Raw genomic sequence first — 25,228 nt, 5'->3', positions numbered from 1 at the left:
TGCATGCGTATTTTTATTTATTGTATAATAACGATAATAGAAAAGGAGATTTTATGCGCTTTATATTAGTGATTGCACTTATGCTGGGCGGTTGGTGGTGGTGGTCGGCTCCGCCTGACGATCCCGCGGCGCCATTCGGCACGCTCAAAGAGGGCGTGACGTCGACCGCCGACGCGATGCGGGATGCGGATCCGATCTCGTTCGGGCAGCAACTGTATGATCCGCACGCCGCCGTCGAGAGCATGATCGACCGATCGACTTTCGTGCCCGCCGAGGAAATTCCGACGACGCTGAAACAGGCGATCATCGCGACGGAAGACAAACGTTTTTACACTCACGGCGCCATTGATTTAATCGGCGTCGCGCGAGCGCTCGTCGCTAATTATCAGGCGGGTGAGACGCTGCAGGGCGGCAGTACGATTTCACAACAAACCGTGAAAAATTTGTTTCTCTCTCATGATCGCACGTGGATGCGCAAGACGCAGGAGATGTTGCTCGCAAGCCGTCTGGAACGCGTGTACAGTAAGGAAGAAATTTTGGAGTTGTATTTAAATACCATTTACTACGGCGCCGGCGCGTACGGTTTGCAGGCGGCCGCGCTGACCTATTTCCATTGCGACGCTCGCGATCTTACGCCGGCGCAATGCACCGTTTTGGCCGGTTTGCCGCAAGCGCCGAGCGCCTATAATCCGCTGGCCCATTTTGAAAACGCGAAGGCCCGCCAGCGCCAAGTGCTTGACGCGATGACCGAACAGGGCATGTTGAGCCCCGCGGAAGCGAAACTGTTGTACGCGGCGGATTTGCATCTCGCCGATGCGACGAGTGAAGAATAAAGAGTCGCGCGCATTTTTTTACGTCGGATGATCACAAAAAATACAAAAAAAAGCGAAGACAATGTCTTCGCTTTTTATTTTATTCCGCGCTGATCGTGCCGGAACGCAAACGATAGTAATGGCCGTGATTATCCGCATCCACTTCTTTGGCCAATTCCGCGGTGCGTTGGTGGCAGGTGAACAGCAATACCTGTCGTGTCCGCGCGAATGCCAGCAGAAAACGTAATGTTTCCCGCTGCCGCGTTTCATCAAAGCGCACGAAAATATCATCTAAAATAATCGGCATCGGTTCCGTTTTTTCGCCGAACGCGAGTGCCAGCGCCAGGCGCAACGCAAGATACACCTGATCGCCGGTACCGCTGGACCAGATCGCAGCTTCTTTCGTGCTGTGCGTGCTGTCGATGGTCTGTACGACGCCCTCAGCGGTCAGCGCGAGCGTGTAGCGGCCGCTCGTCATCTGCGAGAGGTACTGTCCGGCGCGCGCAATCACATTCGGTTTGCCGTCCGCTTCATAGGCGCGACGCGCTTCATCAAGCAAGTATTCGCTCACGACGAGCGCGAGGTAATCGTCCACGGCCGCCTGCAGTTGCGTTTCCACTTGGGCGCGACGTTCCAGCGCTTTGGTGAGGCGATCGTCTTTGATCAAACGCGCCAATTCGCTTTGCAACGCGCCTTCCCGTTGGCGCAGTTGCGTGAGCTCGGTTTTGCGCTGACTGAGCGAGCGTTCGTACTGATCGCGCCGATCCAGCCACGTTTCATACGCGCCGGTTTCCAGCTGTAGCCAGAGGCGGTTAAATTCTGCTTCGCTACCCGCGTACAGTCGCAGATTTTGCCGTACGCGTTCGTAATCTTTGCGCAGCTGGTCGCATTCTTCATACGCGCTCACTTTGTCGACGAACTCCGCGGCGTCTTTGGCGTTCACCAGCGCGAGCAACGCGTTCATTTCGTTCTCGCACAATGTCCAACGCTCATCGAGCAACGCTTTTTCTTTAGATAATTCTTCATGGCGCCGATTTTTTTCCTGCAAACTTTGCCATTGCAGCATCTGCTCCTGATAGCGATCCGCCAATTCGATGATCGTTTCCGGTGCCGCCGGCGCGGTTTCGCCGATGCGTTGCAAAAGCGATGCCGTTCGCTCGGTGTAGGAGGTCAATTGCCGGTCAATCCGCTCCAACTGCACGCGCAAAATTTCGCCTTCGCCTTTGGCCGTGAAAAGTTCCTGCCATTGCGCCTGACGCAAATCGAGTTGCGTCGCCTCCGTCGGCGGCAAATGTTCAGCCGCCAGCCACTTCGTCCACGCTTCCTCGGAAACTTCTCGATCGGCGCGCAATTTCGCGCCGCGCGCGGCCCATTTTTCATGTTCTAAGCGCTGCCGGCGTTCGCTTTCCGCCTGCCAGGAGATCGCCTGCAGTTGCGTTTGGTAGCGATAAAAATCGCGGCGCGCCGTTTCCAGTTCCTGCCGAAAATTTTCGAGTTCGCTTTCCGTTTCCGGAACGGCAAGCTCCAGACCTTGCGCCAATTCCGTCTGCCGCGCCTGCAGTTCCGCCAGTCGCGCGTTCAGTTTAGCCAGACGATATTCATTTTGATGACTCTTGCGATAGTTCCAATAAAAGCACAGCAGGGAAAGCGCCAACGCGCCGCCGACAATGTACAATGCCTCCATGCCGAGACCGCCGGTGAAGTAAAGATAAAACGCCGCGAGCGCTCCCAGCACGAGTAAAAAGCCCAGCCAGAAAAACGCGGAATACCGTTTGACCGGAAGCGTTTCCAACCACTCGATCTCATCGGTTAAGTGCTTCTTTTCACGCGCGAGCAGTAACATTTCCTGCCCTTCCTGCTCCCACTTTTGGAATTCGCCTTCATCGGTCAGGCGCGGTACGTCGTCCGTTTTGATTTCCTGCGCGCTTTCGATCACCGGCTCATCATTTTCCCAGTAATGGAGTTCGTTATCACGCCGCAGCAACTGCGCCGCAAGCTCCCGCCCTTTCGTCCAGTCAACGGTGCCAAGTTTCGCAGCTTCCGTCCCCGGCCACGCGGCCATAGCTTCCGTGCGCGCCGCAAATTCCTGCTGCCAAGCGGCCAGCGCCTCGTTTTTCGCGATCTCTTCATTTCGCAGTTCGCGCCAACGTTCGCTTTCCCGATAGAGCGCGGCGATTTCATCGCGCTCCGGTTCGAGCGTCACTACATCCTGCCGCGCGGTCGGCGCAATCGCCGCGAGTTTTTGTTGTACCGCTTCGCGCTGCTCGTTGACATCCGCCATGCGCTGCACCAATTTATTCCAGCGCTCTTTGCCGTCGGCGGGAAAATGCTCGATCGTGCTGCACAAATCCAGGCGCCGTTTCGTTTCGATGCCTTCCCGATAGTATTCCCACGCGCCGATCTGTTTATCCATCGTGCGATCGCGCACATCGAGTGCGGCAATGGCTTCTTCCGCCGCTTTGATTTGCGAATCGACTTCGTTTTGTTCACGACGAATGGCGGCGAATTCTTCCTCTTCCCCGGCCAGCGTCGCGACATCATTTTGCGCCTTTTGCCAATCGTTCAACAATTGATTGATGACGCGTTTGCCCTGCGGTGACGCCACCAGCAACTCTTCCCGCGCGTTCGCCACTTCCCGCTGCGTGCGCGCCAGCTGCTCGCCGCCTTGCATGCTCAAAAAACCGGCGCGGACATCATCTTGAGCGAGAATCGCCGCTCCCTGCAGATCTTCCAGTCCGATCGCGAAAACCTGCTCATACGTATTGCGATCCAAACCGTTCCACCACAAATCCGCCGGTTCGCCGATGACGGTTTCCAAACGATCATCCGTGACTTTCGTTTCCCCTTCATCGCGATGAATGCGATACACGCGACCGTTCGCAAGCTCGACCGCCAAATTGCCTTTGCGGCCGCGCCGTTTGCCGCGGCGATAACCGAACAGCATGTCGCGCACAAATTGCAGCAGCGTCGTTTTGCCGCTTTCATTTTCACCGCAGATAACGGTCAGTCCGGCGGCCGGCGGCTGCCAGGAAACATTTTGATAAATGCCGTATCGTTGCAATTGTAAATCAGTCAGCTTCATCGCCGTTGTCCCCCAATATTCGTTGTGCACCCGTTATTTCCGCGCGACGGAGCGCCGTTTCCAAGCGTTCGTCGCTGAGTTCGCCGAAGTAACGCGCGTAGCGTTCCCATTCCGGTCGCGCCGCGACGGCCTGCCGCAACGCGTAATGCCGCTCCTCCGGCGACATGGCGCGCAGTCGATCCACCGCGCGCAGATAATCGCCCGTCGCATCCGGAATCTCCCGCCGCGCCTGCCAATCGACCGCCGCCGTCGTCTGATCTAAAAGAGCGCGGCAATACACAAAGATATGTTTCATTTCTTCTTCTTCATTTAAGCGCGCCAAAATGGACTGTCGCGCCGCCGGATCGGAGAATACCTGATGCAGCGCGCCGCGCCCGTTCACGACCAAGGTCACGAGCAAAGGTTTGCCCACTTCCTGACGACGCTCCTGCCGTTTTGCCAACACCGCTTGGATGAACATCTCCACGTCCGTCAGATCCGTCACGGAAAACTCCCATGTTTCCGAACGAATGGCATCGGTTGCGATAAATTCAAGCATCGTCGTGCCGTGACTGCCCACTTCGACAAGGTAGCAGCCGCGGGGGCCGGTTTCCGCCGCCGTCAGACTTTGCGCGTTGCCCGGATAGACGACATACGGATCTTCCGATAATACCTCGCGCGTATGCACATGGCCGAGCGCCCAATAATCAATCCCGCTTTGACGAATCTCGTCCCAGCTGAGCGGCGCATACGGACCCTCCGACGCCGCTTTCGGTCCCTGCGTGTGCATGACGGCGATCGCGTACGGATCGCTTTCGCCGCGCACATAATCCGGCGCCCAGCGACCATCCGTATGCATTGTCGCGTAGCTTCGACCGTAAATCATCGCGGCGGTTTCATTTTCCACCACGAGCGGTAATCCTTCCACTTTGTCCGCGCTGAACACATGCGCGGTCGGCGGCAACGGCACCTGCGCCTGCCACGCGCTCACCGGATCGTGGTTGCCGTGCGCGATAAACGTGCTGATGCCCGCATTGGCCGCGCGAAACAGCTCGCGCGAAAATTCCAGCTGCGCCGGTAAACTGTGGTCCGCCGAATTATATACGTCACCGGCGATCACAATCGCGGCGACACGCTTTTCGATCGCCGTATCGACAATGTTGCGGAACGCTTGAAAAGTCGCTTCCCGCAATGTTTTTTCCCAGTACCGTGACGGCGCTTCCCGGATAGCCAACGGCGTTCCTAAATGCAAATCCGCACAGTGAATAAATCGAAATCGTTTCGCCATCTCAGGCCTCCTTCAAAGTATCTTGATACGCCGCGTATAATATTTTGCTGACCTCCGGTATATCATCGCTCTCAATTTCGCCAAAAGAAAGCAGTAGCATGCGTTCGTTGTCCGGTTCATTATGCTGCGGTTTCACTCGTCGCAAATGCAATCCGCGTCGAGCGGCCGCGCGCACCAAGACGGCGCGAGACGCGGCGGTTTTGACGTACACGGGCAAATAAATGCCCGCGGTCGGCGCGTCGATCCGAATCGCGTCACCGAACATCCGCTGCAATGCGTTCGTCAGCAGCTCTCCTTTTTCCGCGTACAGTTTGCGTAAACGGCGAATTTGCCGCGTGAAGTGCCCGCGCTCAATGAAGTCCGCCAGCGCCAGTTGCTCCGCCACCGACGCCGTCTGACGATATAACTCGCGGCGCGCCAGAAAACGTTGCAGCAAGTCCGGCGGTAAAATCATGTACGCCAAACGCAACGACGGCGGCAGCACTTTGGAAAGCGCCCCGATATAGACGACGCGCGTGCCGTCACCCATCCCCTGCAACGAGGCGACCGGTGCGCCGTAGTAAGAAAGTTCGCTGTCAAAATCGTCTTCGATGATCAGTCCGTCCGTGCGCTCGCTCCACGACAACAGTTCCGCGCGGATCTGCGCGGGCATCACATCCGCCGCGCGATACGCCAGCGACGGTAACACGTAAAGAATGCGCTTGCGGGCATTTTGCAACGGCGGCTGCAAAAGTTCCGCGTGTCCGCCGTACAACATGCGTACGGTAAATCCCGCATCGCTCATCGTATCCACGCCCAACGGAAATTCCGTTTCCGCAAACAAAACTTCCCCGTAATCCGTTTGCAAAAGGCTGGCTAAAATCCGCAGTAATTGCTGCGTATTCGAACCGATGATGATGTCGTCGGCATACGCCCGCGTATCCCGAGCTTGGGCTCCGTACTGCGCCAACGCTTCGCGCAGTTCCCGCTCCCCTTGAATATCGCCGTAACGCAGCAACCGTTTTTCATCACGAAACACCCGCGCAAGCGAACGCCGCCACGCGGCGAATAAAAAGCCGTCGCGATCCATGCCGCTTTGCGCCAGATCATAGCGATACGTGACTTCGGTTTTGGCGCGAGGCTGCGTCCGCGCAGGATGCTGTCGGATCGTCAGTTGCGGCATCACGGTAAAACGCGCGCGATTTTTCGCCACGATATAGCCCTCGCTCGCGAGCCGACTGTACACGCGTTCAACGGTAAATTTACTGACGCCAAGCTCCGCCGCCTGCGCACGTACCGAACGCAACCGCATGCCGGCCGGCCAAACACCGGTTTCTATTTTTTCGCGCATCGCGCGATACAGCCGCAAATATAACGGCACTTCTTTGGTAGCTGTCATGTGTTCCTCCATTAATAACTTTATTGTAAAACATGACAGAGAAAGAACGCAAATTATCGGCGCAGATCTTTTTTGTAAACTGATAAAAAATTTTCTGTTGACTTATATTGTTAATGTAGTTAAAATATAGAAGTAAACATAAGAAACAAGGAAATGGTTGTAGCATGAACGGGGTGGAATGATGGACGCAAATTGCGCGCAAATTATTGCGCTGGCCGACCGTGTTCTTGACGGCGGTGAAATTACAAAAGAAGAAGGCATTTCCCTAATCAACACCAGTGATGAAAATACGATGCTTTTAATGGCGATGGCGGATAAAATTCGTCAGAAGTACAATGGTCATCGTGTTGATTTTTGCGCGATCATCAACGGGCGCAGCGGCCGTTGCCCGGAAAATTGCGCGTTTTGCGCACAGTCTTCTCACTATAATACCGGCGTGGAAGAATATCCCCTCCTCGATGAAGACGTCTTAGTCAATGCCGCGAAGAAAGCCAAAGCGGCCGGCGCGGTGCGTTTTTCTATCGTCACCAGCGGACGCAACCAGGGCAATCCGCGCGAATTTGAAAACATCGTGCGCGCGCTCAAACGCATCCGTGCCGAAGTGGGCATTGAAATCTGCTGCTCGCTCGGACTCGTCACCAAAGACCAATTACAACAACTCAAAGATATCGGGGTCACCCGTTACCATTCCAATATCGAAACCGCTCCGAGCCATTTCCCGGACATTTGCCAAACGCATACTTTTGAAGATAAATTGACGACCTTAAAGGCAGCGCAGGACGTCGGCATTCGCGTCTGCTCGGGCGGGATTCTCGGCTTGGGAGAAACGAACGAGCAACGCGTTGAAATGGCGTTTACGCTGAAAGAACTCGGCGTCGATTCCATACCGCTCAATATTCTGAATCCGATTAAAGGCACTCCTTTTGAAAACAACAAATCGCTTTCGCCGCTGGAAATTCTACGCGCGTTTGCGGTCTTCCGTTTCATCTTGCCGCGGGCTTTGATCCGCACCGCCGGCGGTCGCGAAGTCAACTTGCGCGATCTGCAGGCGTACGCGCTAAATGCCGGTTTGAACGGCATTATGGTCGGCGGCTACCTCACTACGGGCGGTCGGGATCCCAAAGCGGATCGCGTGATGGTACGCGATCTCGGTCTCGGTTTTACCCACCCCGTGCTTCGTCCCGTCGCGGAAGAAGCCTAATCTTACTAATTCTCCAAACAACTAAAAAAGCTCTCCCTCGGGAGAGCTTTTTTAGTGTCGTAATTTCTTAATTCGTCTCTACATCACCTTGCGCGTCATTGGACGAGTTTTTAAAGAGCGTGCGGGCAAAGACGACAAGAACCAGCGCGATGCCCACGTAGCCGACAAACGGATAAATGAGCGATACCAGTTTACCGAACGGGAACGAACCGCCGAGCATAAATACCACGCCGAGCGCAACGGTCAGTGCAATTTCCCAACGCTGCGGAACGACTTTCAAGCATTCATTTTTGATCAGCCAATACATCGGCGCGGTGGTCGAGTAGATCCCGAACATGATGATGACGGAGAAAACGAGCGCGACCAACGGACTGATCTTCGCGCCGAGGTACAGATTCGGCACTTGCAAACCGATCACGGCGTCAAAGTTGGCGAGCATGCCGCACAGCATGCCGACGACTGTCAGCATCAGGAAGAAGCCGCCGCAAAAACCGGCGATACCCGCTTCCTTACGACTCGAGGCCTGGGCGCCGAGTTCGGTGAAAAAGACCATGCCGGCGAGCATGTTGTAGCAAAAGAATAATGTTCCCGCCTGCCACCAGTGCGCGACCGGCCGGGCAGCGAGCGCGGCTGTCGTCGTCGCGACCGGCGCAGTCGTCCAATTGAAATCATGGAAAAATGTGTACATGCCGACGGCGACGGTAAAGACGACGATAAACGGTCCGATCGCGCCGATGATATCGACCAGGCGACGCAAACCGGCAAGCACCGTGATCATCGCGACAACGCCCATGCCGAGCCAGCCGACCGCGGACGGCACGCCGAAATATTCTTCCGCGATGGCCCCCGAACCCGCGATCATGATAACGACGATCGAAAAGATGAAGAGCAATGTGAAATACTCGATCGCGCGGCCCAAATAATTGCCGCAGTAATGACGGAAAATCAGCGACGGCCGTGCGAGCTGCAATTCATGTCCCTTGCGCATGACGATCACGCCGATGGAGCAGAACAAAACGGCACTGATCAACGCGCCGTACAAACCTTTCATGCCGTACGAAACGAAAAACTGTAATACTTCCTGCCCCGTGGCAAAGCCCGAGCCGATGAGGTAGGCGATGTACGCCCCGCTCAGCTTGACTACGTTACGCCAGTTGACTTGTTCCATAATGTCCCTCCTTACCAGCCTTGCCCGTCGACTTCATAATCGGCGAGCCGGCCATCCTGCCATTCCGTTAAGGTTTCTTCGATAACATCCAATGCTTTATTGAGTTCCTCATCCGTGATCGTCAGCGGCGGTTGGAAACGCAAAACGCTGCCGGCGAAAGCGATCATCACGACGCCTTTTTCGTAGGCGCGGTTGCAAATAACGAGCGCGGCGTGAGGATCTTTCGTTTTCGCTTTTTTATCGGCGACGATGTCAACGCCGAGCGAAAGGCCTAAACCGCGAACGTCACCGACGCAGTCGAAACGTTCCCGCCAATGTTCCATACGATCGTGCGCGATCTTGCCCTTGCGCGTGCTTTCCGCAAGCAAATCATTGTCTTCCATGTATTGCAAAGTCGCAAGCGCCGCCGCGCAGCATACCGGATTGGCTCCGGTCGTAAATATATGCGCGGGACGATCCAGACTTTCCATAATCTCTTTGCGTCCGACCAAGGCCGAGAGCGGCAGTCCCGCCGCGAGCGATTTACCGTAAACGACAAGGTCGGGATCCAAATGCCAGTGTTCCAACGAGCACCATGTGCCGGTGCGTCCGAGTCCCTGCTGCGTGTCGTCAACGCAAAAGAGAATGCCGTGCTCTTTGCACAACTGCTGCAAAGCCTCAAAGTAACCGTCGACCGGCTGCAACAAGCCGCCGTCGCCTTGCAACGTTTCGATAACCACCGCCGCCACTTCTTCCGGCGGCACGTAGGTCGCCAACATTTCTTTCAACGGTGCAAGGTATTCTTCTACCGTATTCGGTTCCGCGCTGCCGTACATGCCGCGATAGCTGTCCGGAAATGGAATATGGTAGAAGCCCGGCAACAACGGACCGATTTTGCGGCGCATGTTTTGACTGATCGCCGACATGGAAATCGAACCGTAGGTCGATCCGTGGTACGCGTTCACAAAGGAGATAATGTACGGACGACCCGTGTACCCGCGGGCGAACTTGATCAGAGCATCGTTGGCGTCCGAACCGGTCAAGCCGAAGATAACGCGTTTTTCAAAATCTCCCGGCGTGATCTCGCACATTTTTTTCGCGAGATGCACCAAAGGCTCATGGTACATGTAGGCCGGAGTATAATGAATCATTTTCTTGACCTGGGCGATAATGGCATTCACGATCGGCTCCGGTGTGTGCCCCACATTCAAGGCACTGGCGCTCGTCAACAAGTCGAGGTATTCGTTACCGTCGACATCGGTCAGCGTCGAACCGTGCGCATGATCAATGACCAGCGGATAATACGGAATCCGACCGGCCGGCGCAAAATAATGACTTTCTTCTTGAATTAATTCCTGGGAGCGTTTCATGAATATCATCCTTTCTCTATTAAAAACCGTTTTGGCGTTACTTCGAGGATAAAAAATCCCCCGCAGGAAAATATCCTGCAGGGGCGCGGCAGCGCGGTACCACCCTGGTTTATCTCTCGGTCCGTTAACGCCGGCGACGGCAATCGCTACTCGGTTCACGTTGCGACTCGCGGGTGATGTAATCTTTTCCGACTGACTTGCAAACTCGCACCGAACGTCTGCTCTCTGAAAAGTTCTTTGTCGAAAAATTTGATCCCGGTCATTGCCTTTTGATTGGCGGTACTTAAAAACCCCCGCAGAAAATATCCTGCAGGGGCGTAGTTACGCGGTACCACCCTGGTTTATTACTCGGTCCGTTAACGCCGGCGACGGCAATCGCTACTCGGTTCACGTTGCGACTCGCGGGTGATGTAATCTTTTCCGACCGACTTGCAAACTCGCACCGAACGTCTGCTCTCTGAAAAGTTCTTTGTCGAAAAATTTGATCCCGGTCATTGCCTTTTGATTGGCGGTACTTAAAAACCCCCGCAGGAAATATCCCTGCAGGGGCGTAGTTACGCGGTACCACCCTGGTTTATTACTCGGTCCGTTAACGCCGGCGACGTTCGTCACTACTTCATTCATGACGAAAGCTCACGGGTGATGTATTCTTTTCCGACTGACTTGCAGACTCGCACCGAACGTCTGCTCTCTGAAAAGTTCTTTGCCGAAAAATTTAGTCCCGGTCATTGCCTTTTGATTGGCGGTACTTAAAAACCCCCGCAGAAAATATCTCTGCAGGGGCGTAGTTACGCGGTACCACCCTGGTTTATCTCTCATTCCGTTAACGCCGGCGACGTTCGTCACTACTTCATTCATGACGAAAGCTCACGAGTGATGTAATCTTTCCCGACTGACTTGCAGACTCGCACCGAACGTCTGCTCTCTGAAAAGTTCCTTGCCGAAAAATTTGGTCCCGGTCATTGCTTTTTGGTGTTGGACTGATTTTACCAGCGATTTTTACATCTGTCAACACTTTTTTAAACTTTTCCAAAAAAATATTTTAATCAAGCATTTGCGCCCAGTGTTCCCATTTTTCGTACTGCGTCGCCAATTTTTCCTGCGCGGTCGAAAGCGATTCGGCCAGTTCCGTCAACGCGTCCGCATCGACCGTTTGCGCGATCTGCGTCTCAATCATCGTGATCGTCGCTTCCGTGCGGGCGATTTCCTGCTCGAGCGCCGCGATTTTTTTCGCCGCCTGCGGTGCCGCGCGGAAAGAATCCGTCGCGCGCGGCGAAGGCGGCGCGGGTGGAACATCCGCCGACGGCGCTGTCGCCGTATTTTCTTTTTTGCGCGGCTCTGCTGTCTCCGGTATCGGAATGCGACCCGTCTCCAGCAGTTCCTTACGCTTTTCTTTCCAATAGGAATAATTGCCCAAATATTCACGGAAAGTGCCGTCTTCAAAGGAAAGCGTGCGCTGCACCAGCCGATCCAAAAGGTAGCGGTCATGGGACACGACCAGGTACGTGCCGCCGAACTCGAGCAACGCGTCTTCAATCATTTCGCGCGTCGGGATATCCAAATGGTTCGTCGGTTCGTCCAAAATGAGCACATTCGGTTCTTCCAAAAGCAACAGCAGCAACGCCAGCCGAGCCTGCTCCCCGCCGGAAAGCTGACCGACGAGACGATACACGTCATCGCCTCGGAAGAGAAAACCGCCCAAAATATGACGCGCGTCATCTTCGCCGCAACCGTATTCCTGCATGACCTCTTCGAGCACCGTGCGGCTCGGATGTAAATTGGTGTGTTCCTGCGAATAGTAGCCGAGCGCGACGCGATTGCCGAATGTGACCGTGCCGTGTGCCGGTGTTTTTTCGCCGGTAATCACGGACAAAAGCGTCGACTTGCCGATGCCGTTCGGACCGATGATGCCGACGGTGTCGCCGCGACGCAACAAAAAGGAAATATCTTTAAAAATAGTGCGGTCCCCATACGCCGCTGCCAGCTCCTGCACATCCAAGACGCGTTCCGCCGTGCCGGTCGCCGGACGAAATGAAAAGGCGAGCGTCGTTTCAGTCACCGGCTTTTGCAGGCGTTCCAGGCGATCCAGTTGACTTTGCCGACCGCGCGCCTGCTTCGCCTTGATGCCCGCTTTATATTTGCGAATGTAGGCTTCGGTTTGCGCAATTTCTTCCTGCTGCTTTTCATACGCGCGCAAGTCGGCATGCAAGCGCGCCGCCTTCTTTTTACTGAACGCGCTGTAATTGCCGCGATACGACGTGACTCGATGCTGCTCGAGATCCAGAATGTCCGTCGTCACCGCGTCCAAAAAGTAGCGGTCATGGGACACCAGCAAAATGCCGCCGCGATAACTGCGCAAGAAATCTTCAAGCCATTCCGTCATCGCGATATCCAAATGGTTCGTCGGTTCGTCCAGCAACAAAAAATCCGGCCGCCGCACGAGCGCGCGCGCCAAATTGATCCTGGTTTTTTGACCGCCAGAGAAATTATTCGCCGCGCGATCCCAGTCCGCTTCCGTAAAACCGAGACCGACCATGATCCGCCGCGTCATCGTTTCATAGGCGTAACCGCCGAGCCGTTCAAAGCGGTCTTCCAGTTTCGCGTAGCGTTCGAGCAGCGCCGGATCGGAAGTCCGTCCCATGCGTTGCGTCAGATCCTCGAGTTCATGTTCGATGCGCCGCACATCTTCCCACGCGGTTTCCACCACTTCGCGCAATGTCTGCGCGCCGAAATCGATGCTTTGCTGCACGTAACCGATCGTCGCCTGATCGGTCACGCTGACACTGCCCGAGTCCGCCTCCATTGTCCCCATGACGCAACGCAGCAGCGTCGATTTGCCCGCGCCGTTACGGCCGACCAAGCCGACGCGCTGTCCTTCCGCGACGGTGAATGTGACATTTTTAAAAATAGTTTCGATGCCGAAGGCTTTCGAGAGCCCGGCGACTTTGATCATAGCCATGTGCCCTCCCCGCCGATTCGGCGTTTCGTTATGGCTTCGGCGGCCGCTCCGGAAGCAAATCCGCCGTAATCGTTATCATAATTTCCGCATTATTTTTCGTATGCTCGGTCGTGCGGAATAATCGTCCGAGGATCGGGATTTCACTTAAAATCGGTACGCGCCGTTCGCTTGTTTGTTCCTCGCGATCGATCAGACCGCCGATTGTGAGCGCTTCGCCCGGTTGCAAGCGCACCGTCGTTTGCGCTTCGCGCGTCGTAATACGGTAGGCCCGCAGTTCCGGAACAAGGTACGGCGTCGATACTTCCGCCGTCACATCAGCCGTGATCTCACCGGCCGCATTGACGCGCGGCGTATATAAAAGGCGTATGCCCGCGTCGCGATACTCCGTCGTCGTCACTTTTTCACCATTGGTGATCTGATCGACCAGCACGGGAATTTTATTGCCGATCAAAATTCGCGCCGTCTTGCCGTTGACCGTCGTGATATTCGGTCGCGCCAAAATTTGCGCGTTGCCGTCGGCAACCAACGCATTTAACTTCGCGCGGAAGAAAAAGGAATACGGATGCCCCGCCACGGTTTTGCCGAATTGAATGGAACCGAACCCGTCGGGCGTGACAATTTCCTTTACCTTCTCCCGCGCGCCGCGGCCGCGTTCGTAACGCGTTTCATAGCGCGCGCTGCCCGTCAGCGGCAACCAGTCCCAATCAATCCCGAGCTCTTTGATATGGTCGCGATTGACCGCGACGACTTCCACCGAAACATTGACCTGCCGATACGCGTAGTCGATTTTCTTCAGCAGCTGATCCACTTCCGCCAGTTCGCGCGGCGTACCGTAGACGATGACGCTCGCGCTCTCCGGATTAATTTGCACCTGTTCCGCCGGCACAATCGCCGTGAGCTCTTTTTGCACATTCACGGGATCAGCATAATTCAGCGCGAAGGAGCGCGCCTGTTTAGCCGCTTTTTCGTTCGTTTGCGTGCCATGTACAAGCCACGTGCGTCCGTTTTTCACCAGCGTCACGTCCGCCGCCTCGGCCACCAGCTGCAACGCCTCCTGCGGCGTCACATCATGCAGTGTCAGCGTGACGTTGCCGTGAACATCATCGGCGATGATAATGTTATCTCCGGTCAGCCGCGCCAGCCCGGTCAACACTTCCCGCACGGAAGAATCCCTCGCCTGCACATCCGCCGCTTGAATCGGTCCGGCAAGCAAGCTCAGGCCGAGCAGCAAAGTTCCCCATTTGCCTACGCTCATCATTGCGCCTCCAAAGGCTGTAAATGCAGATCGCCCTGCGGTCCCGCCAACGTTAAATCCCGCGTTGTCATACCGGTGACCGTGTAGCCGGCATAGCTTTCTCCCGGCGCCAATGTCACCGGTACACCGTTGATCGTCAGCAACGCGAGCGTCGTCGCGCCTTCGGTCATGGTGCCGTTCCAAATAATCGCGGGGGTGGCGGTAACGGCCGCTTGCGAATGAATTTCCTCTTGCGCCGCGTCAAAAGCCGCCGTGTTGCTCGATCCCATTTCCGCCGCGGTCGTCATGGCGCCAAAGGGTTGGCGCGCATGGCCGCGATGCGAAATTGAAAGCGTATTCGCGCCGCTGTCGGACAGGGTTACGCCGGAAGAAACGGCAGGCGCCACGGCGAGCGGCTGCGCCGCCGGCATCGCGCCCAGCATGCAAAGAGCGACGACACATGTCGTCGCGCCTGCCAAATAATACCATTTTGAAATACGTCGAGCGCTTAGTTTCAGCGTTGCACCGACTTTGCTCCCGAACATCAGAAATCCTTCGCCCACACGTCCAAACGCCATTCGTCATCTTTGGCGCGATACGTGAGCGTTCCCGCCAGCGAATGCATGTCGCGATACCAGGTGTAGTCCGCGTGCTTTAAGTCGCCGTTGACGAGATCCCATGTGTATTCCGCGCCGAGCGCGTTAAGACGATCGACTTTATATTTGAAACCTACAAATGCCGGTTGTTCCAAGTCCAGCCGGTCAAACCGATACGGAGTTTCACCGGAAAGTCGGTTGATCTGCGCGCCCGTCCACCATTGCGTGCGGCCGGCGTCATAATCCAAGCGCGCGCCGTAGTAGAAATTGCTGCGGTCCATATCCCCGTAGCCGTAAAAATCTTTCCAATACCCTGTCGCCAATGTCAGTTCCGCGCGCTCCGACAAACGCAAAGGATCGGTCGCCAAAAGCAAGCTGTAACCGCTATGACTGCCGCTCGTTGCGCCCTCTTTCCAATCGCCCCAATCGAGCTGCGCCCGCGCGTAGATCGGACGAGCGCCGAAATGGTACGGCCGACTCGTGAAGATGAGCTCCGGTCGTTTTTTTATCCAGACGGATTCGTCATTTAAGCGACTTTCTTCCTTGCTGTAATGGATTTTCCATTCTCCGTACGGCGCGTAATAGCGTACGCCGATATCGGGCTTGAAACCGATCTTGGTGTACCACGCGTAGTTAAAGAACGCCTCGGTACGTTGGCTCAAAGGATACTCCATCTTCGCTTTGAAACCGAAACCGTTATGCGCTTTATACGACGGCCGCGGTAAAAATGACGCCACGCTGCTGCTGCGTCCCGGCTCCATGTTCACGCGGTAGCGCGGCAGATGGAAAATCCGTTTATTTTTGATATAAAAATTGACATCTTCCGCCAGCAGCGATTCCTGCGGAATGATGGTAATCGTTTCCGCTTCGATGCGGTAATCCGGCGTCTCGGCCACCGCCGACGGTGTCGTCACCATGGCTTCTTGCAATATGCCGGTGTTCGCGCCTTGCGAAAACGCGCCGCGACCGGCTTCGATGTACAAGCGCGAATAGTAACCCTTGGCATTCGCAAAGGCCGCCGTATCCTCCATCGCATTGTACTCGAGATCACGCACGGCAAGGTCAATCTGCCGCGCGCCGTCCGTCCAGGCGACGTCATCCGGCAAATGGTACACTTCCGTTTTGTGATTGCCGAGCAAGCGGGGCGTTACAAATTGCGCCGTATCGTAACGCGCGACCGTGTTGCCGAGCGCCGCGATTTCCCCGTCGGTGCCGTTGTACTTCATGGTATCCGCCGTAATGACCCAATCCGTTCCCGTGGACGGATGCATCGGGTATACATGCGTTTCCCCTTCCGCGGCCGGCGCGCCGCTGTGAATCGGCGAAGGAAGCGTCGCCTGCGCCGCCATCGGTGTCACCAATAAAGCCGCGAGCGCCGCCCGCGACCACCACGCACTGTTCATACCGTCTTCTACTCCTGACGAATAATCACAACCGGAAGATCGTCTTCATCTTCCTCATTGATCGGTTCAATGGTAACTTCAGCGGCATCCTGTTTCTTTTCCGCTTTTATTTTCCCTTTCGCGTTTTTGGCCGCGTCTTTCGCCGCGTCCTTCGCTACTTTGGCGGTTTCCGCAGCGGCGTCGGCCTTGGCTTTCGCTTCATGCGCTTCTTTTTCGGAAGTCGCCGCGACTTCTTTCGCCTGTTTTACCGCCGCATCGCTCGAATTTTCATCCGTCGCGACTTCTTTGGCTACTTTCGCGTTCGAGGCGTGCTTTTCCGCTTGCGCTGCCGCCTTTTCCGCTTCTTTCGCCGCATCTTCCGCTACGCCGGCGGCCGTCGTCGCATTTTCCGCCGACGTCATCGCGGACGCTTCGTTCGGCAAAGTAATGGTTTCAAGATCTTCATCAGCGACCTCACCTGTCGACGCGGAGTCCGCGCTGTTCATTTCGCGCCGACGTTCTTTGACCTCCGCATTCGTTTCGCCCGGCTGCGCGACGTTTTCCGCCGTCACGACGAGATCATTTTTACGCGCCTGCGGCGCGCCGTCCACACTGACGACGCCATGCGTCTTGACGGTATCCTGCACCTGAATGTAGAGCGCCGTTCCCGCCGGCATATCGACATCGCTGCCTTTGACGAAATACCCGCCGACCAAACCGATCGGGCCCAATACCATCGCGCCGGCCGCCGACGCGCCCAGCGCCGCCGCTTCATATTTCAATTTTTCTTTCGCTTCCGGTCCCAATACGGTGGCAATCGGTTCATCATCGATGCCGAACACCTGATTGAACTCGATTTCCAGCTTGCCGTTACGGCCGAAGCTGCGCGGCGGTTGCACTTTTGTCACGACACCCGTGCCTTGCGCGCCTTGCGGCAGCACGAGAACATCATCGACAAATACATCCTGCGCGACCGTGAAACGGATTTCATCGCCCTCATGATTGGTTTCCGTCGCTACTTCTTCGGAAAGCGTGATCGGGAAAACGGTATTCGCCGGCATTTCCACTTCACGCAATTCAAAGTGACGATTTTTATAAATGCTTTTTTCCAAACCGAGCACGCGCGCGGAAAGGCTGCCGCCTTTTTTCTCACCGTATACTTCGGTTTCCAGCGCGCCGATCCGATCGGCTAACGCGGCGCGACTGATTTCATTGCGCAGCTGCCATTCGAGCGTGTTGACGCGAGTCGCCAGCGACGGTTCCGTTGTGTCGCTTCGCACCACGTCGTTATAAAGCGTTCCGATCTGTTCGGCGAGACCGTCTTGCGCGAGCTTCGTACCGTACACATCACGGCTCGCTTTTTGCACGCGATCGAGCATGGCGCCCGACTGCGCTTCACCGTACAAAACATTATCAATAATCGTCGCCTGATCCGCCAATGTCGGCTGGGCGGCGCAAGCGGCCCAGGGGAGTGTCAATAAAAGCGAAAGCAACGGCGCCAATCGTTTCTTCATTCCATTACCTCTTTTCCCTTGACGTGAAAATCACGCCGCAAATATATCGTTCGGTTTTTCAAAAAGAGCTGTTTCGCCATGCGAAACAGCTCTTTCCGTTAGAAACGCACGTCAATAATAGCCGACACGCCGACACCGCTGACGCGGTTCAGACGCGTAGGATTTTTGCTGTCGACCGGCACCAGACCACGGATACGAAACAGCTTGTCATTGAAGCTGCCTTCCACCTGCGCGACCGCTTCGACTTCGTCCACCGCCGCTTGCGGGCCGATGACCTGCGCCGCGCCGATGTAGCCTTTATCGCCGACACTGATGATCGGCACGACTTTCGTCGCGTAGCTTGCTTCGACGTCGTTTTCGCGCATCAATTTGTTAATAAAATTATTGAGTTGATCGGAATAACGATCTACCACATAGCCGATGCCGCCGACTTTCAGCACGCCGCCCAAAACGCGTCCCAAATCAAACGCCTGGGTGTTGGCGACGGTGCCGAATGTCAATAAGGTACCGACGAGAACCGCGGAAATTGCCTGTTTCATTTTCTTTTGCATAGCTCTCACTCCTTTAGCATTACACTCTCTTTATTATACTAAACGATGTCGCCCGCGACAATCTTACGCGCGCGCCGAGACGTTGTCCGCCTGCGCCCGCTCCGCCTTGATATCCGCCATTTTAGCCTGAATCATCATGGCGCACTCGATGCGTTTTTTCTGAATTTCGCAGCTGACCTTGTAGGGTTCATGAATATCGCCCGCAAAGGTTTCATTGTTGGCGTGGCAACCGCCCGAGCAGAAAAATTTCGCCCAGCAACCTTGGCAGGTCGGTTTTTTTAGCACGTGATTTTCACGGAAGGAGCGCGGCGTATCCATATCGAACAGCCCCGTCTTCACATTGCCGATCACATACCCGTCCCGACCGACGAACTGATGGCAGGGGTAAATATCTCCGTTCGGCACGACCGCCATGTACTCATGCCCCGCGCCGCAACCGCGCAAACGCTTTTGCAGACACGGACCGCGGTAAAGATCCATATTGAAATGGAAAAATTGGAACGGACGACCTTCGCGCTGGCGATCCAAGTACGCCTGCGCCAATTTTTCGTACTCCGCGAAAATGCGCGGCAGATGTTCTTCCGTAATCGCGAACGCCTCGTCTTCACTGACGACCGGTTCCATCGAAAGTTCGCTGAAGCCCTGGTCCACCATGTCGAGCACGTCGGTCGTAAAATCAAGGTTCTTCGCCGTATACGTGCCGCGCACGTAGTATTCTTCGCCGTTACGATTTTGCACCGCGTACGCCAAGTGGTCCCGGATCGGCCGGTACGTACCCTCGCCACGCACTCCCGGGCGCATCTCGTCATGCACTTCTTCACGACCGTCCAAACTCAACACGAGACTGACATGCTGCTCATTGAAATATTGCACCTTGCGCTCATCCAACAGCATGCCGTTGGTCGTCAGCGTCAGCTTGAAAATCTTGTCGTGTTTTTTCTCCTGCGCGCGGATATAATCGATCGTCTGCTGCACCACATGGTAATTCATCAGCGGCTCGCCGCCGAAGAAATCAATCTCGCAATGTTTACGCGGACCGGAATGCGCGATCAGAAAATCGACTGCCCGACGCGCCGTATCAAAGCTCATCAGCTCGCGCCATTTACCGTAACCGCCTTGGCCCGCGAAGCAGTAGCGGCAACGCAAGTTGCAGTCATGCGCGATATTCAAGCATAACGCTTTAACAATCGGACGTTCTTCAAGCGCGACGGTAAACGCCGGATCCATTTCCGCGAACAAAAGACCGTCGGCGATCAACTCGTCGACTTCGCCGATCGCTTCCTCAATCTCCGCCGCCGGATAGCGGTCGCCGAACGCCGCCCGCGCTTCGTCCGGATTCGTTCCGTCATAGGTATCTAAAAGCTCATACGTCAACTGATCCGGCAGATGCACGCAGCCGCTGTTGACATCGAGCACGATGTATTCGCCATTTAAATAAAACTTGTGAATCATAGGTTGTACTGCAGAAACTTCCGTCATTGAGTTCTCCTTACATGCAAAAGGTCCTTCGCCTGCGCAAAGGACCTCAGCTGTTTACCGTTGTTGTTGTTTGCATACCTGGTTGCCGATGGTGCAACTTGTCTTGCAAGCGGATTGACACGAGGTCTGGCATTCGCCGCAACCGCCGTGTTTCGCAGTCTGTTGCAGGGACACCGGATTGAGTGTACGAATATGTTTAGCCATGTCGTTCCCTCCTTAATTGTTATCGTTATTATAGCATAACCCGCCGCCTGTCGCATGTATTTTGCGCGCGCGTCGGACAAATTTCAGAAACATTTTACGCATGCAATATAAAATCAAACATCTTTACGCTACGCAAGCCACCACCACAGCAGCGCCGCCGGTGACGCGCCGATCGCCAAAAGCGCCACGCCCAATCCCAAGCAGCCTTTTTTCGCCTTGCGTTCAGTGCGCGCGCTCTCCTGGTAAAACCAGTCGTCAACCGCCTCCGTCAACGCGGCATGCTGCGCCTCCATGCGCGAGAACACATGCGCGAACTCCTGCCGACGCGGCTCCGGCAAACTGTCCGCCGTCGCGTACGGCGCCAATTGCTCACGCGCCGCCGTATAGCGTCGCACAATCTCTTGCCACACGTCGGGATCCAACTTCGTTCGGTATTGATAAATGCCCTTTTGCGCGACGAAATTATATAAATTTTCACTCTGCTGCATCTCGGACAATATCGCGCCCAGTTCCGGCACATCATGGAACCGTTCTACCGCTACTTCCTGCCACCGCAAATATTCCGCCGCGGTTAATTTTATCGTCGTAATCAGATCGCTCGGCGCTTGCATGCTCGTCTCCTTTGGGGTACAATATTTTATATCTTCTTTTCATTATAGCGGATTTCAGGGGCAAACCCAATCTTTGTCAAGCAATTGAAAAAAGAAATAAAAAAGTACGTGACAAATGATTTTTTCTTTGCTATAATATTTTTCATCGGGGCATAGCGCAGTTTGGTAGCGCACTTGGTTCGGGACCAAGGGGTCGCAGGTTCAAATCCTGCTGCTCCGACCACTTGCGGGTGTAGCTCAATGGTAGAGCTCCAGCCTTCCAAGCTGGCTACGAGGGTTCGATTCCCTTCACCCGCTCCATTTTCAGTGGGTGGCGGTTAAACGGCGCAGGCCGTTTTTTTATTGCGCGAAAACAGCGCGCGAGATTTTATATTTTTCCGCAGAAAAATAAGGATGCGCCCGCCGCGCTAAATTTATTTTCCGCAAGAAAATAAATCCGTGCGTAATTCGTCAAAAACACTCCAAACCGCTGAAACCGCACACGACTTATACTATACCGAAATCTTGCCGACACGATTCACGAAACCGGCGAAGCTGCCGAAAGTGATTCGAATGAGCATCGGCACCGAATTTCGCCGCGGCAATACGATTGATCACAAACAAAAGCACTCTCCGCCAGAGAGTGCTTTTTTATTTACATCGTTTTTCTGAAGCGCAGAACCGCGCCGGTCAGCGTAACGACGACGAAAACGGCGAGCGCCAACGTCGGTTGCCAAAGATCAACGATCCCGATGCCTTTCAGCATGATCCCGCGCACGATGACGAGGTAGTGCGTCATCGGAATGACCTGACTTACATATTGAAAAAACGTCGGCATGGCGGCGATGGGAAACATGAAGCCCGATAAGAGGACGCTCGGCATGATGACGAAAACGGAAAGTTGCATCGCCTGCATTTGATTTTCAGCAAATGTGGAAATCATGACTCCCAACGAAAGCGACGCGATAATGAAGAAGGTTGTCAACAAGAAGAATAGTAAGATGCTGCCTTCAAACGGCACGTCGAAAATTATCCGGCTGATCAAAATGGCAATGATGATCTGCGTGTAACCGACGACGATGTAGGGAATGATTTTGCCCAACATCAGTTCATGCGGTTTCAGCGGCGTGACCATAAGTTGCTCCAGGGTTCCCTGCTCGCGTTCGCGAACGATGGCCATCGACGTGATGGCGACCAGCGTCATGGTGAGCACCATGCCCATGATAGCCGGCACCATGTAAAATTCCGAGACCATATCGGGATTGTACCAGGCCCGAATGCGCAAATCATACGGCGCGACGAAAGTCTTGCCGCCCGCGGACATGAGCCGGGACTGAACGACTTCCTGCGACTTCATTTGCGCGACAATCTGCGCAGTGGAAATGGCGGAGCCGGATGTCATGCTGTCGGAGGCGTCGACGATGACCTGCACCGAACCCGCGCGACCGTGCCGCAGATTTTCACCGAAATCCGGCGGGAAAATGATCCCGACTTTCGCCGCGCCGGAATCGATTTGGTGTTTGACGTCGTCAAAACTGTGCGCGACGTGCGTAATATCGTAGTAGCCTGTGCCGACAAAAGTATCGAGCAATTCCCGGCTTTCCGTGACGCGCGCCTGGTCGAAAACGACGGTCGGCATGTGCTTGACATCGGTACGCAGCGCGAAACCGAATAAAAGCAACTGAATAATCGGCATGGCGACCATGATCACAATCGTCGCGGGGTCACGCAACATTTGAATAAATTCTTTAATGACCATCGCCCGAAATCGAATCATAGTTCCTCCGTCCGGGATGTCTGCATGTAGTAAATAAACGCGTCTTCTAAAGTCGGTTCCACTTGGCTGACATCCTCTTTTCGCCAATCGGGCGGCAACGTGTCCGCCATCGTCCGCATGCGATCGCCGTAGACGTAAACGCCCGGCGGTAATACGGCGTGCAAATCGACTTCGCCGCGATGCTCCCAAAGCGTCACCGGCAATTGCGCGGTTAAATGTTCCGGTGTATCTTCCACAATCATTTTGCCGGAGTGCATCAAACCGACGCGGTCACACTGCGCGCCTTCCTCCATGAAGTGCGTGGTAACAATGACGGTCGTGCCCTGCGCGGCGAGATCGTGAATGATATCCCAAAAAATTTGACGCGCGCGCGGATCGGCGCCGCTCGTGGGTTCGTCCAAAAAAAGCAATGCGGGATGATGTAAAAGAGCGGCGGCGAGCGCCAGGCGTTGCCGCCAACCTCCGGAAAGCTGACGGACTTTCGTCACGTGATAATGTTTGACGCCGACTTCTTCCATCGCTTCTTGGATCCGCGTCGCGACATCCGCATCACGCAAGCCGTACAGCCGTCCGTAAAATTCCAAATTTTCGGTCACGGTTAAATCGGGATACAGGCTGAACTTCTGCGACATATAACCGATGCGCGCTTGGATTTCTTCCGTCTGCGTGACGAGATCGCATCCCAACACATTCGCCGTGCCTTCGCTCGGCGGCAACACACCGCAAAGCATACGGATCGTCGTCGATTTACCGCAGCCGTTCGCGCCGAGCAAGCCGTAAATGCTTCCCGCGGCAATCGCCAGCGGCAAGTGGTCGACGGCGGTAAAATCACCGAAACGGCGCGTCAAACCGTCCGTTTGAATCGCGTAATCGCTCATGCTTCTTCCCCCTTGCTCAGTGAGAAAAAGACGTCTTCCAAGGTGGCGTCGGGACCGATTTTGCGTTGCATCGCGAGCGGCGTCGCGACGTCCAACACATGCCCGTGATCAAAAAAGGCGATGCGGTGACAATACGACGCCTCATCCAAATACGGTGTCGCGATGACAACGGTCGCCCCCTGCCGTTGCGTTTGGTATAAAAGTTGCCAAAATTCACGGCGCGAAACCGCGTCGACGCCGGTCGTCGGTTCATCGAGCACGAGATACTTCGGCTCATGCGCCCAAGCGGCGGCCAGCGCCAATTTTTGTTTCATGCCGCCGGAAAAAGTGCCCGCGAAACGGTCGGCAAATTTCCCGAGACCGACGAAATTCAGCATTTCTGTCGCCCGATCACGCGCCTGCTGCGGATCCAGTCCGTAGAGCGCCCCCATGAGTTCCATATTTTCCCGCGCGGTCAAGTTCGGGTACAGGCTGAAACGTTGCGCGACGTAGCCGACGGGCACACGCCCCGGCGCTTCGCCGTGAATGGTAACCGTCCCCGCATCCGGCCGCATCAGCCCCAAGAGAATGCGCAAGAGCGTGGATTTGCCCGCGCCATCCGCGCCGACAAAGCCGAATACCTCGCCGTCCTGAATCGTGAAGCTGACATCGTGTAAAGCTTGCACCTCTCCGTAGGACTTACTGATATCTTGAAAGGTAATCATTCGAAATCAACGTCCGCCGGCATGCCTGGTTTGACGATCCGCTCCTGATTTTGCACGGCGACTTTAACGGCGAATACCAGGTTGGCCCGTTCTCGCGCCGTGATGCTTTGCCGCGGCGTATATTCCGCCTGCTGACTGATTTCCTGAATCGTGCCCGCGATCGCGCGACCCGGATAGGCGTCCACATATACGTTCACCGCCTGACCGACCTGAATGCGCGCGAGATCTTCGCTCGGCACATACACCCGCACATAGCAGTTGTCTAAATCGCCGACGGTGACGATTGGAACACCGGCGGGAGCGAATTCGTTATTTTCAAAATTTTTGCTCAAAACCGTGCCGCTCGCCGGACTTTCCACATCAATCCCGTCCGCCTGCGCCTGTTGCGCATCCACCTGGGCCTGCAAGCGTTCCACTTCCGCGCGAGCCGCTTCCACTTGCCCGCTGCGCGCGCCGTCCTGCACGATGGTCAACTGATCCTGCGCCGCAGTCAGCGCCTGCTGAGCCACTTGGGCCTGCGTGCGCGCCGCGTCGAGTTGTTGCGCGGAAATCGCGTCCTGATCATAAAGCTGGCGATAGCGGTCGAAATCAGCAGACGCTTTGTTCGCTTGCGCCTGCGCGCTCGCTACTTGCGCCTGCGCCGCGGAAATCTCCGCCGGCCGCGCGCCGCTTTCCAGATCCGCTAAGCGAGCTCGCGCGGCGGCCAAACCGGCGTTGGCGGCAAGCACTTGCGCGCGCAGATCTTCACGATCGATACGGCAGACAAGATCTCCCTCGTTCAGCGTATCGCCCGCCTGCAAAGTAAGTTCGCGCACGTATCCCGGCACTTTGGCGGTGACATCATACCGCGTCGCTTCGACCGTGCCCGTCGCCGTCAAACCTTTATCCTGCGGACGAGTGACCCAGTAAAGCAGTCCGCACAATACCAGCAGCGCGATGACGGCAAGGATAATCTTTCCCTTCTTTTGCATAAAGCCCTCCACTTGCGCACACATTTCGGTTCATTTGCTTGGTTTAATTATTACATAGTTGAATACACCCGACAAGTACGCCCCGACTTGCGCATCGCTACATAAAAAAGTACTCTCCGCAAAAGAGAGTGC

Annotated in this window: 20 protein-coding genes, 2 tRNA genes and 2 other annotated features; of the genes, 4 read left to right on the top strand and 18 right to left on the bottom strand. The window is 55.4% G+C overall.

Going from position 1 to position 25,228, the window contains the following annotated elements:
- The first annotated feature begins 53 nt into the window (after positions 1-53).
- Positions 54-833, top strand: coding sequence for a transglycosylase domain-containing protein (locus tag HNR45_RS02255; RefSeq protein ID WP_159823131.1), 780 nt, complete (start codon positions 54-56; stop codon positions 831-833).
- A 79-nt stretch (positions 834-912) separates the two neighbouring features.
- On the opposite strand, the gene HNR45_RS02250 is transcribed toward HNR45_RS02255, so the two are convergent.
- The 3 genes from HNR45_RS02250 to pdxR are packed head-to-tail and all read right to left on the bottom strand — an operon-like array spanning position 913 to position 6,539.
- Complete coding sequence (locus HNR45_RS02250) at positions 913-3,894, bottom strand: AAA family ATPase (protein ID WP_159823132.1); 2,982 nt, start codon at positions 3,892-3,894, stop codon at positions 913-915.
- Positions 3,881-5,161 (bottom strand): metallophosphoesterase family protein, encoded by a 1,281-nt coding sequence (locus tag HNR45_RS02245; RefSeq protein WP_159823133.1) that lies wholly within the window; start codon positions 5,159-5,161, stop codon positions 3,881-3,883. Before HNR45_RS02245 ends, HNR45_RS02250 begins: the two co-directional genes overlap by 14 nt.
- Before the next feature lies 1 nt (position 5,162).
- Positions 5,163-6,539: a MocR-like pyridoxine biosynthesis transcription factor PdxR gene (gene pdxR, locus HNR45_RS02240; protein WP_159823134.1), complete on the bottom strand. Its 1,377-nt coding sequence runs from the start codon at positions 6,537-6,539 to the stop codon at positions 5,163-5,165.
- Positions 6,540-6,720: 181 nt separating this feature from the next.
- Here pdxR and bioB point away from each other — a divergent pair, with 181 nt between their 5' ends.
- Positions 6,721-7,740 carry a biotin synthase BioB gene (gene bioB / locus HNR45_RS02235; RefSeq protein ID WP_159823198.1) on the top strand — a complete coding sequence of 340 codons (1,020 nt, stop codon included), beginning with the start codon at positions 6,721-6,723 and terminating at the stop codon, positions 7,738-7,740.
- A 67-nt stretch (positions 7,741-7,807) separates the two neighbouring features.
- On the opposite strand, the gene HNR45_RS02230 is transcribed toward bioB, so the two are convergent.
- The 11 genes from HNR45_RS02230 to HNR45_RS02180 form a co-directional block, all read right to left on the bottom strand.
- Positions 7,808-8,908: a YkvI family membrane protein gene (locus HNR45_RS02230; protein WP_200841508.1), complete on the bottom strand. Its 1,101-nt coding sequence runs from the start codon at positions 8,906-8,908 to the stop codon at positions 7,808-7,810.
- A gap of 11 nt (positions 8,909-8,919) precedes the next feature.
- The gene (locus HNR45_RS02225) at positions 8,920-10,257 is read right to left on the bottom strand and encodes an aspartate aminotransferase family protein (protein ID WP_159823135.1); all 1,338 of its coding nucleotides are present in this window, start codon (positions 10,255-10,257) and stop codon (positions 8,920-8,922) included.
- A 541-nt stretch (positions 10,258-10,798) separates the two neighbouring features.
- Positions 10,799-10,995, bottom strand: a binding site (T-box leader).
- Positions 10,996-11,032: 37 nt separating this feature from the next.
- Positions 11,033-11,229 (bottom strand) — a binding site (T-box leader).
- Between the two features lie 70 nt (positions 11,230-11,299).
- Positions 11,300-13,216 (bottom strand): ABC-F family ATP-binding cassette domain-containing protein, encoded by a 1,917-nt coding sequence (locus HNR45_RS02220; protein ID WP_159823136.1) that lies wholly within the window; start codon positions 13,214-13,216, stop codon positions 11,300-11,302.
- 28 nt (positions 13,217-13,244) lie between these two features.
- Positions 13,245-14,474: a type II secretion system protein GspD gene (locus HNR45_RS02215; RefSeq protein ID WP_159823137.1), complete on the bottom strand. Its 1,230-nt coding sequence runs from the start codon at positions 14,472-14,474 to the stop codon at positions 13,245-13,247.
- Entirely contained in the window at positions 14,471-15,028 is a 558-nt protein-coding gene (locus HNR45_RS02210) for a hypothetical protein (protein ID WP_159823138.1), read from the bottom strand. The genes HNR45_RS02215 and HNR45_RS02210 overlap by 4 nt, the downstream gene beginning before the upstream one ends.
- Positions 14,995-16,449, bottom strand: a complete 1,455-nt coding sequence (locus tag HNR45_RS02205) for an LPS-assembly protein LptD (protein WP_159823139.1) — start codon at positions 16,447-16,449, stop codon at positions 14,995-14,997. The genes HNR45_RS02210 and HNR45_RS02205 overlap by 34 nt, the downstream gene beginning before the upstream one ends.
- 8 nt (positions 16,450-16,457) lie before the next feature.
- Positions 16,458-17,942 carry a hypothetical protein gene (locus HNR45_RS02200; protein ID WP_159823140.1) on the bottom strand — a complete coding sequence of 495 codons (1,485 nt, stop codon included), beginning with the start codon at positions 17,940-17,942 and terminating at the stop codon, positions 16,458-16,460.
- 98 nt (positions 17,943-18,040) lie between these two features.
- Positions 18,041-18,481, bottom strand: a complete 441-nt coding sequence (locus HNR45_RS02195) for a hypothetical protein (protein ID WP_159823200.1) — start codon at positions 18,479-18,481, stop codon at positions 18,041-18,043.
- Positions 18,482-18,556: 75 nt separating this feature from the next.
- Positions 18,557-19,972 carry a thioether cross-link-forming SCIFF peptide maturase gene (gene scfB, locus HNR45_RS02190; RefSeq protein ID WP_159823141.1) on the bottom strand — a complete coding sequence of 472 codons (1,416 nt, stop codon included), beginning with the start codon at positions 19,970-19,972 and terminating at the stop codon, positions 18,557-18,559.
- Positions 19,973-20,026: 54 nt separating this feature from the next.
- Positions 20,027-20,176 (bottom strand): six-cysteine ranthipeptide SCIFF, encoded by a 150-nt coding sequence (gene scfA / locus HNR45_RS02185; protein WP_024048344.1) that lies wholly within the window; start codon positions 20,174-20,176, stop codon positions 20,027-20,029.
- Positions 20,177-20,304: 128 nt separating this feature from the next.
- Positions 20,305-20,787 carry a hypothetical protein gene (locus HNR45_RS02180; RefSeq protein ID WP_024048345.1) on the bottom strand — a complete coding sequence of 161 codons (483 nt, stop codon included), beginning with the start codon at positions 20,785-20,787 and terminating at the stop codon, positions 20,305-20,307.
- Between the two features lie 146 nt (positions 20,788-20,933).
- Between HNR45_RS02180 and HNR45_RS02175 the strand changes: the two genes are divergently transcribed.
- Positions 20,934-21,010 (top strand) — tRNA-Pro (locus HNR45_RS02175).
- 3 nt (positions 21,011-21,013) lie between these two features.
- Positions 21,014-21,087, top strand: a tRNA-Gly gene (locus HNR45_RS02170).
- Between the two features lie 334 nt (positions 21,088-21,421).
- Here HNR45_RS02170 and HNR45_RS02165 read toward each other — a convergent pair.
- The 4 genes from HNR45_RS02165 to HNR45_RS02150 are packed head-to-tail and all read right to left on the bottom strand — an operon-like array spanning position 21,422 to position 25,096.
- Positions 21,422-22,543: an ABC transporter permease gene (locus HNR45_RS02165; RefSeq protein WP_075939412.1), complete on the bottom strand. Its 1,122-nt coding sequence runs from the start codon at positions 22,541-22,543 to the stop codon at positions 21,422-21,424.
- A complete protein-coding gene (locus HNR45_RS02160) occupies positions 22,540-23,421 on the bottom strand; it encodes an ABC transporter ATP-binding protein (RefSeq protein WP_024048347.1) in 882 nt (293 codons plus the stop codon). Before HNR45_RS02160 ends, HNR45_RS02165 begins: the two co-directional genes overlap by 4 nt.
- Complete coding sequence (locus HNR45_RS02155) at positions 23,418-24,125, bottom strand: ABC transporter ATP-binding protein (protein ID WP_024048348.1); 708 nt, start codon at positions 24,123-24,125, stop codon at positions 23,418-23,420. Before HNR45_RS02155 ends, HNR45_RS02160 begins: the two co-directional genes overlap by 4 nt.
- Positions 24,122-25,096 carry an HlyD family secretion protein gene (locus HNR45_RS02150; RefSeq protein ID WP_024048349.1) on the bottom strand — a complete coding sequence of 325 codons (975 nt, stop codon included), beginning with the start codon at positions 25,094-25,096 and terminating at the stop codon, positions 24,122-24,124. The genes HNR45_RS02155 and HNR45_RS02150 overlap by 4 nt, the downstream gene beginning before the upstream one ends.
- Positions 25,097-25,228 lie beyond the last annotated feature (132 nt).

This window comes from Negativicoccus succinicivorans, from assembly GCF_014207605.1.
Taxonomy (GTDB): domain Bacteria; phylum Bacillota; class Negativicutes; order Veillonellales; family Negativicoccaceae; genus Negativicoccus; species Negativicoccus succinicivorans.
The sequence above is the reverse complement of the archived record's forward strand: the minus strand, read 5'-3'. Positions and strand labels throughout refer to the sequence as shown.

What these genes read in the sequence shown, in the direction of transcription:
- HNR45_RS02220 (WP_159823136.1), bottom strand. Translation starts at nt 13,216, where the DNA reads ATGGCTATGATCAAAGTCGCCGGGCTCTCGAAAGCCTTCGGCATCGAA.
- HNR45_RS02225 (WP_159823135.1), bottom strand. Translation starts at nt 10,257, where the DNA reads ATGAAACGCTCCCAGGAATTAATTCAAGAAGAAAGTCATTATTTTGCG.
- pdxR (WP_159823134.1), bottom strand. Translation starts at nt 6,539, where the DNA reads ATGACAGCTACCAAAGAAGTGCCGTTATATTTGCGGCTGTATCGCGCG.
- HNR45_RS02205 (WP_159823139.1), bottom strand. Translation starts at nt 16,449, where the DNA reads ATGAACAGTGCGTGGTGGTCGCGGGCGGCGCTCGCGGCTTTATTGGTG.
- HNR45_RS02195 (WP_159823200.1), bottom strand. Translation starts at nt 18,481, where the DNA reads ATGAAACAGGCAATTTCCGCGGTTCTCGTCGGTACCTTATTGACATTC.
- scfB (WP_159823141.1), bottom strand. Translation starts at nt 19,972, where the DNA reads ATGACGGAAGTTTCTGCAGTACAACCTATGATTCACAAGTTTTATTTA.
- HNR45_RS02250 (WP_159823132.1), bottom strand. Translation starts at nt 3,894, where the DNA reads ATGAAGCTGACTGATTTACAATTGCAACGATACGGCATTTATCAAAAT.
- bioB (WP_159823198.1), top strand. Translation starts at nt 6,721, where the DNA reads ATGGACGCAAATTGCGCGCAAATTATTGCGCTGGCCGACCGTGTTCTT.
- HNR45_RS02255 (WP_159823131.1), top strand. Translation starts at nt 54, where the DNA reads ATGCGCTTTATATTAGTGATTGCACTTATGCTGGGCGGTTGGTGGTGG.
- HNR45_RS02180 (WP_024048345.1), bottom strand. Translation starts at nt 20,787, where the DNA reads ATGCAAGCGCCGAGCGATCTGATTACGACGATAAAATTAACCGCGGCG.
- HNR45_RS02160 (WP_024048347.1), bottom strand. Translation starts at nt 23,421, where the DNA reads ATGAGCGATTACGCGATTCAAACGGACGGTTTGACGCGCCGTTTCGGT.
- HNR45_RS02165 (WP_075939412.1), bottom strand. Translation starts at nt 22,543, where the DNA reads ATGATTCGATTTCGGGCGATGGTCATTAAAGAATTTATTCAAATGTTG.
- scfA (WP_024048344.1), bottom strand. Translation starts at nt 20,176, where the DNA reads ATGGCTAAACATATTCGTACACTCAATCCGGTGTCCCTGCAACAGACT.
- HNR45_RS02230 (WP_200841508.1), bottom strand. Translation starts at nt 8,908, where the DNA reads ATGGAACAAGTCAACTGGCGTAACGTAGTCAAGCTGAGCGGGGCGTAC.
- HNR45_RS02155 (WP_024048348.1), bottom strand. Translation starts at nt 24,125, where the DNA reads ATGATTACCTTTCAAGATATCAGTAAGTCCTACGGAGAGGTGCAAGCT.
- HNR45_RS02245 (WP_159823133.1), bottom strand. Translation starts at nt 5,161, where the DNA reads ATGGCGAAACGATTTCGATTTATTCACTGTGCGGATTTGCATTTAGGA.
- HNR45_RS02215 (WP_159823137.1), bottom strand. Translation starts at nt 14,474, where the DNA reads ATGATGAGCGTAGGCAAATGGGGAACTTTGCTGCTCGGCCTGAGCTTG.
- HNR45_RS02210 (WP_159823138.1), bottom strand. Translation starts at nt 15,028, where the DNA reads ATGGCGTTTGGACGTGTGGGCGAAGGATTTCTGATGTTCGGGAGCAAA.
- HNR45_RS02150 (WP_024048349.1), bottom strand. Translation starts at nt 25,096, where the DNA reads ATGCAAAAGAAGGGAAAGATTATCCTTGCCGTCATCGCGCTGCTGGTA.
- HNR45_RS02200 (WP_159823140.1), bottom strand. Translation starts at nt 17,942, where the DNA reads ATGAAGAAACGATTGGCGCCGTTGCTTTCGCTTTTATTGACACTCCCC.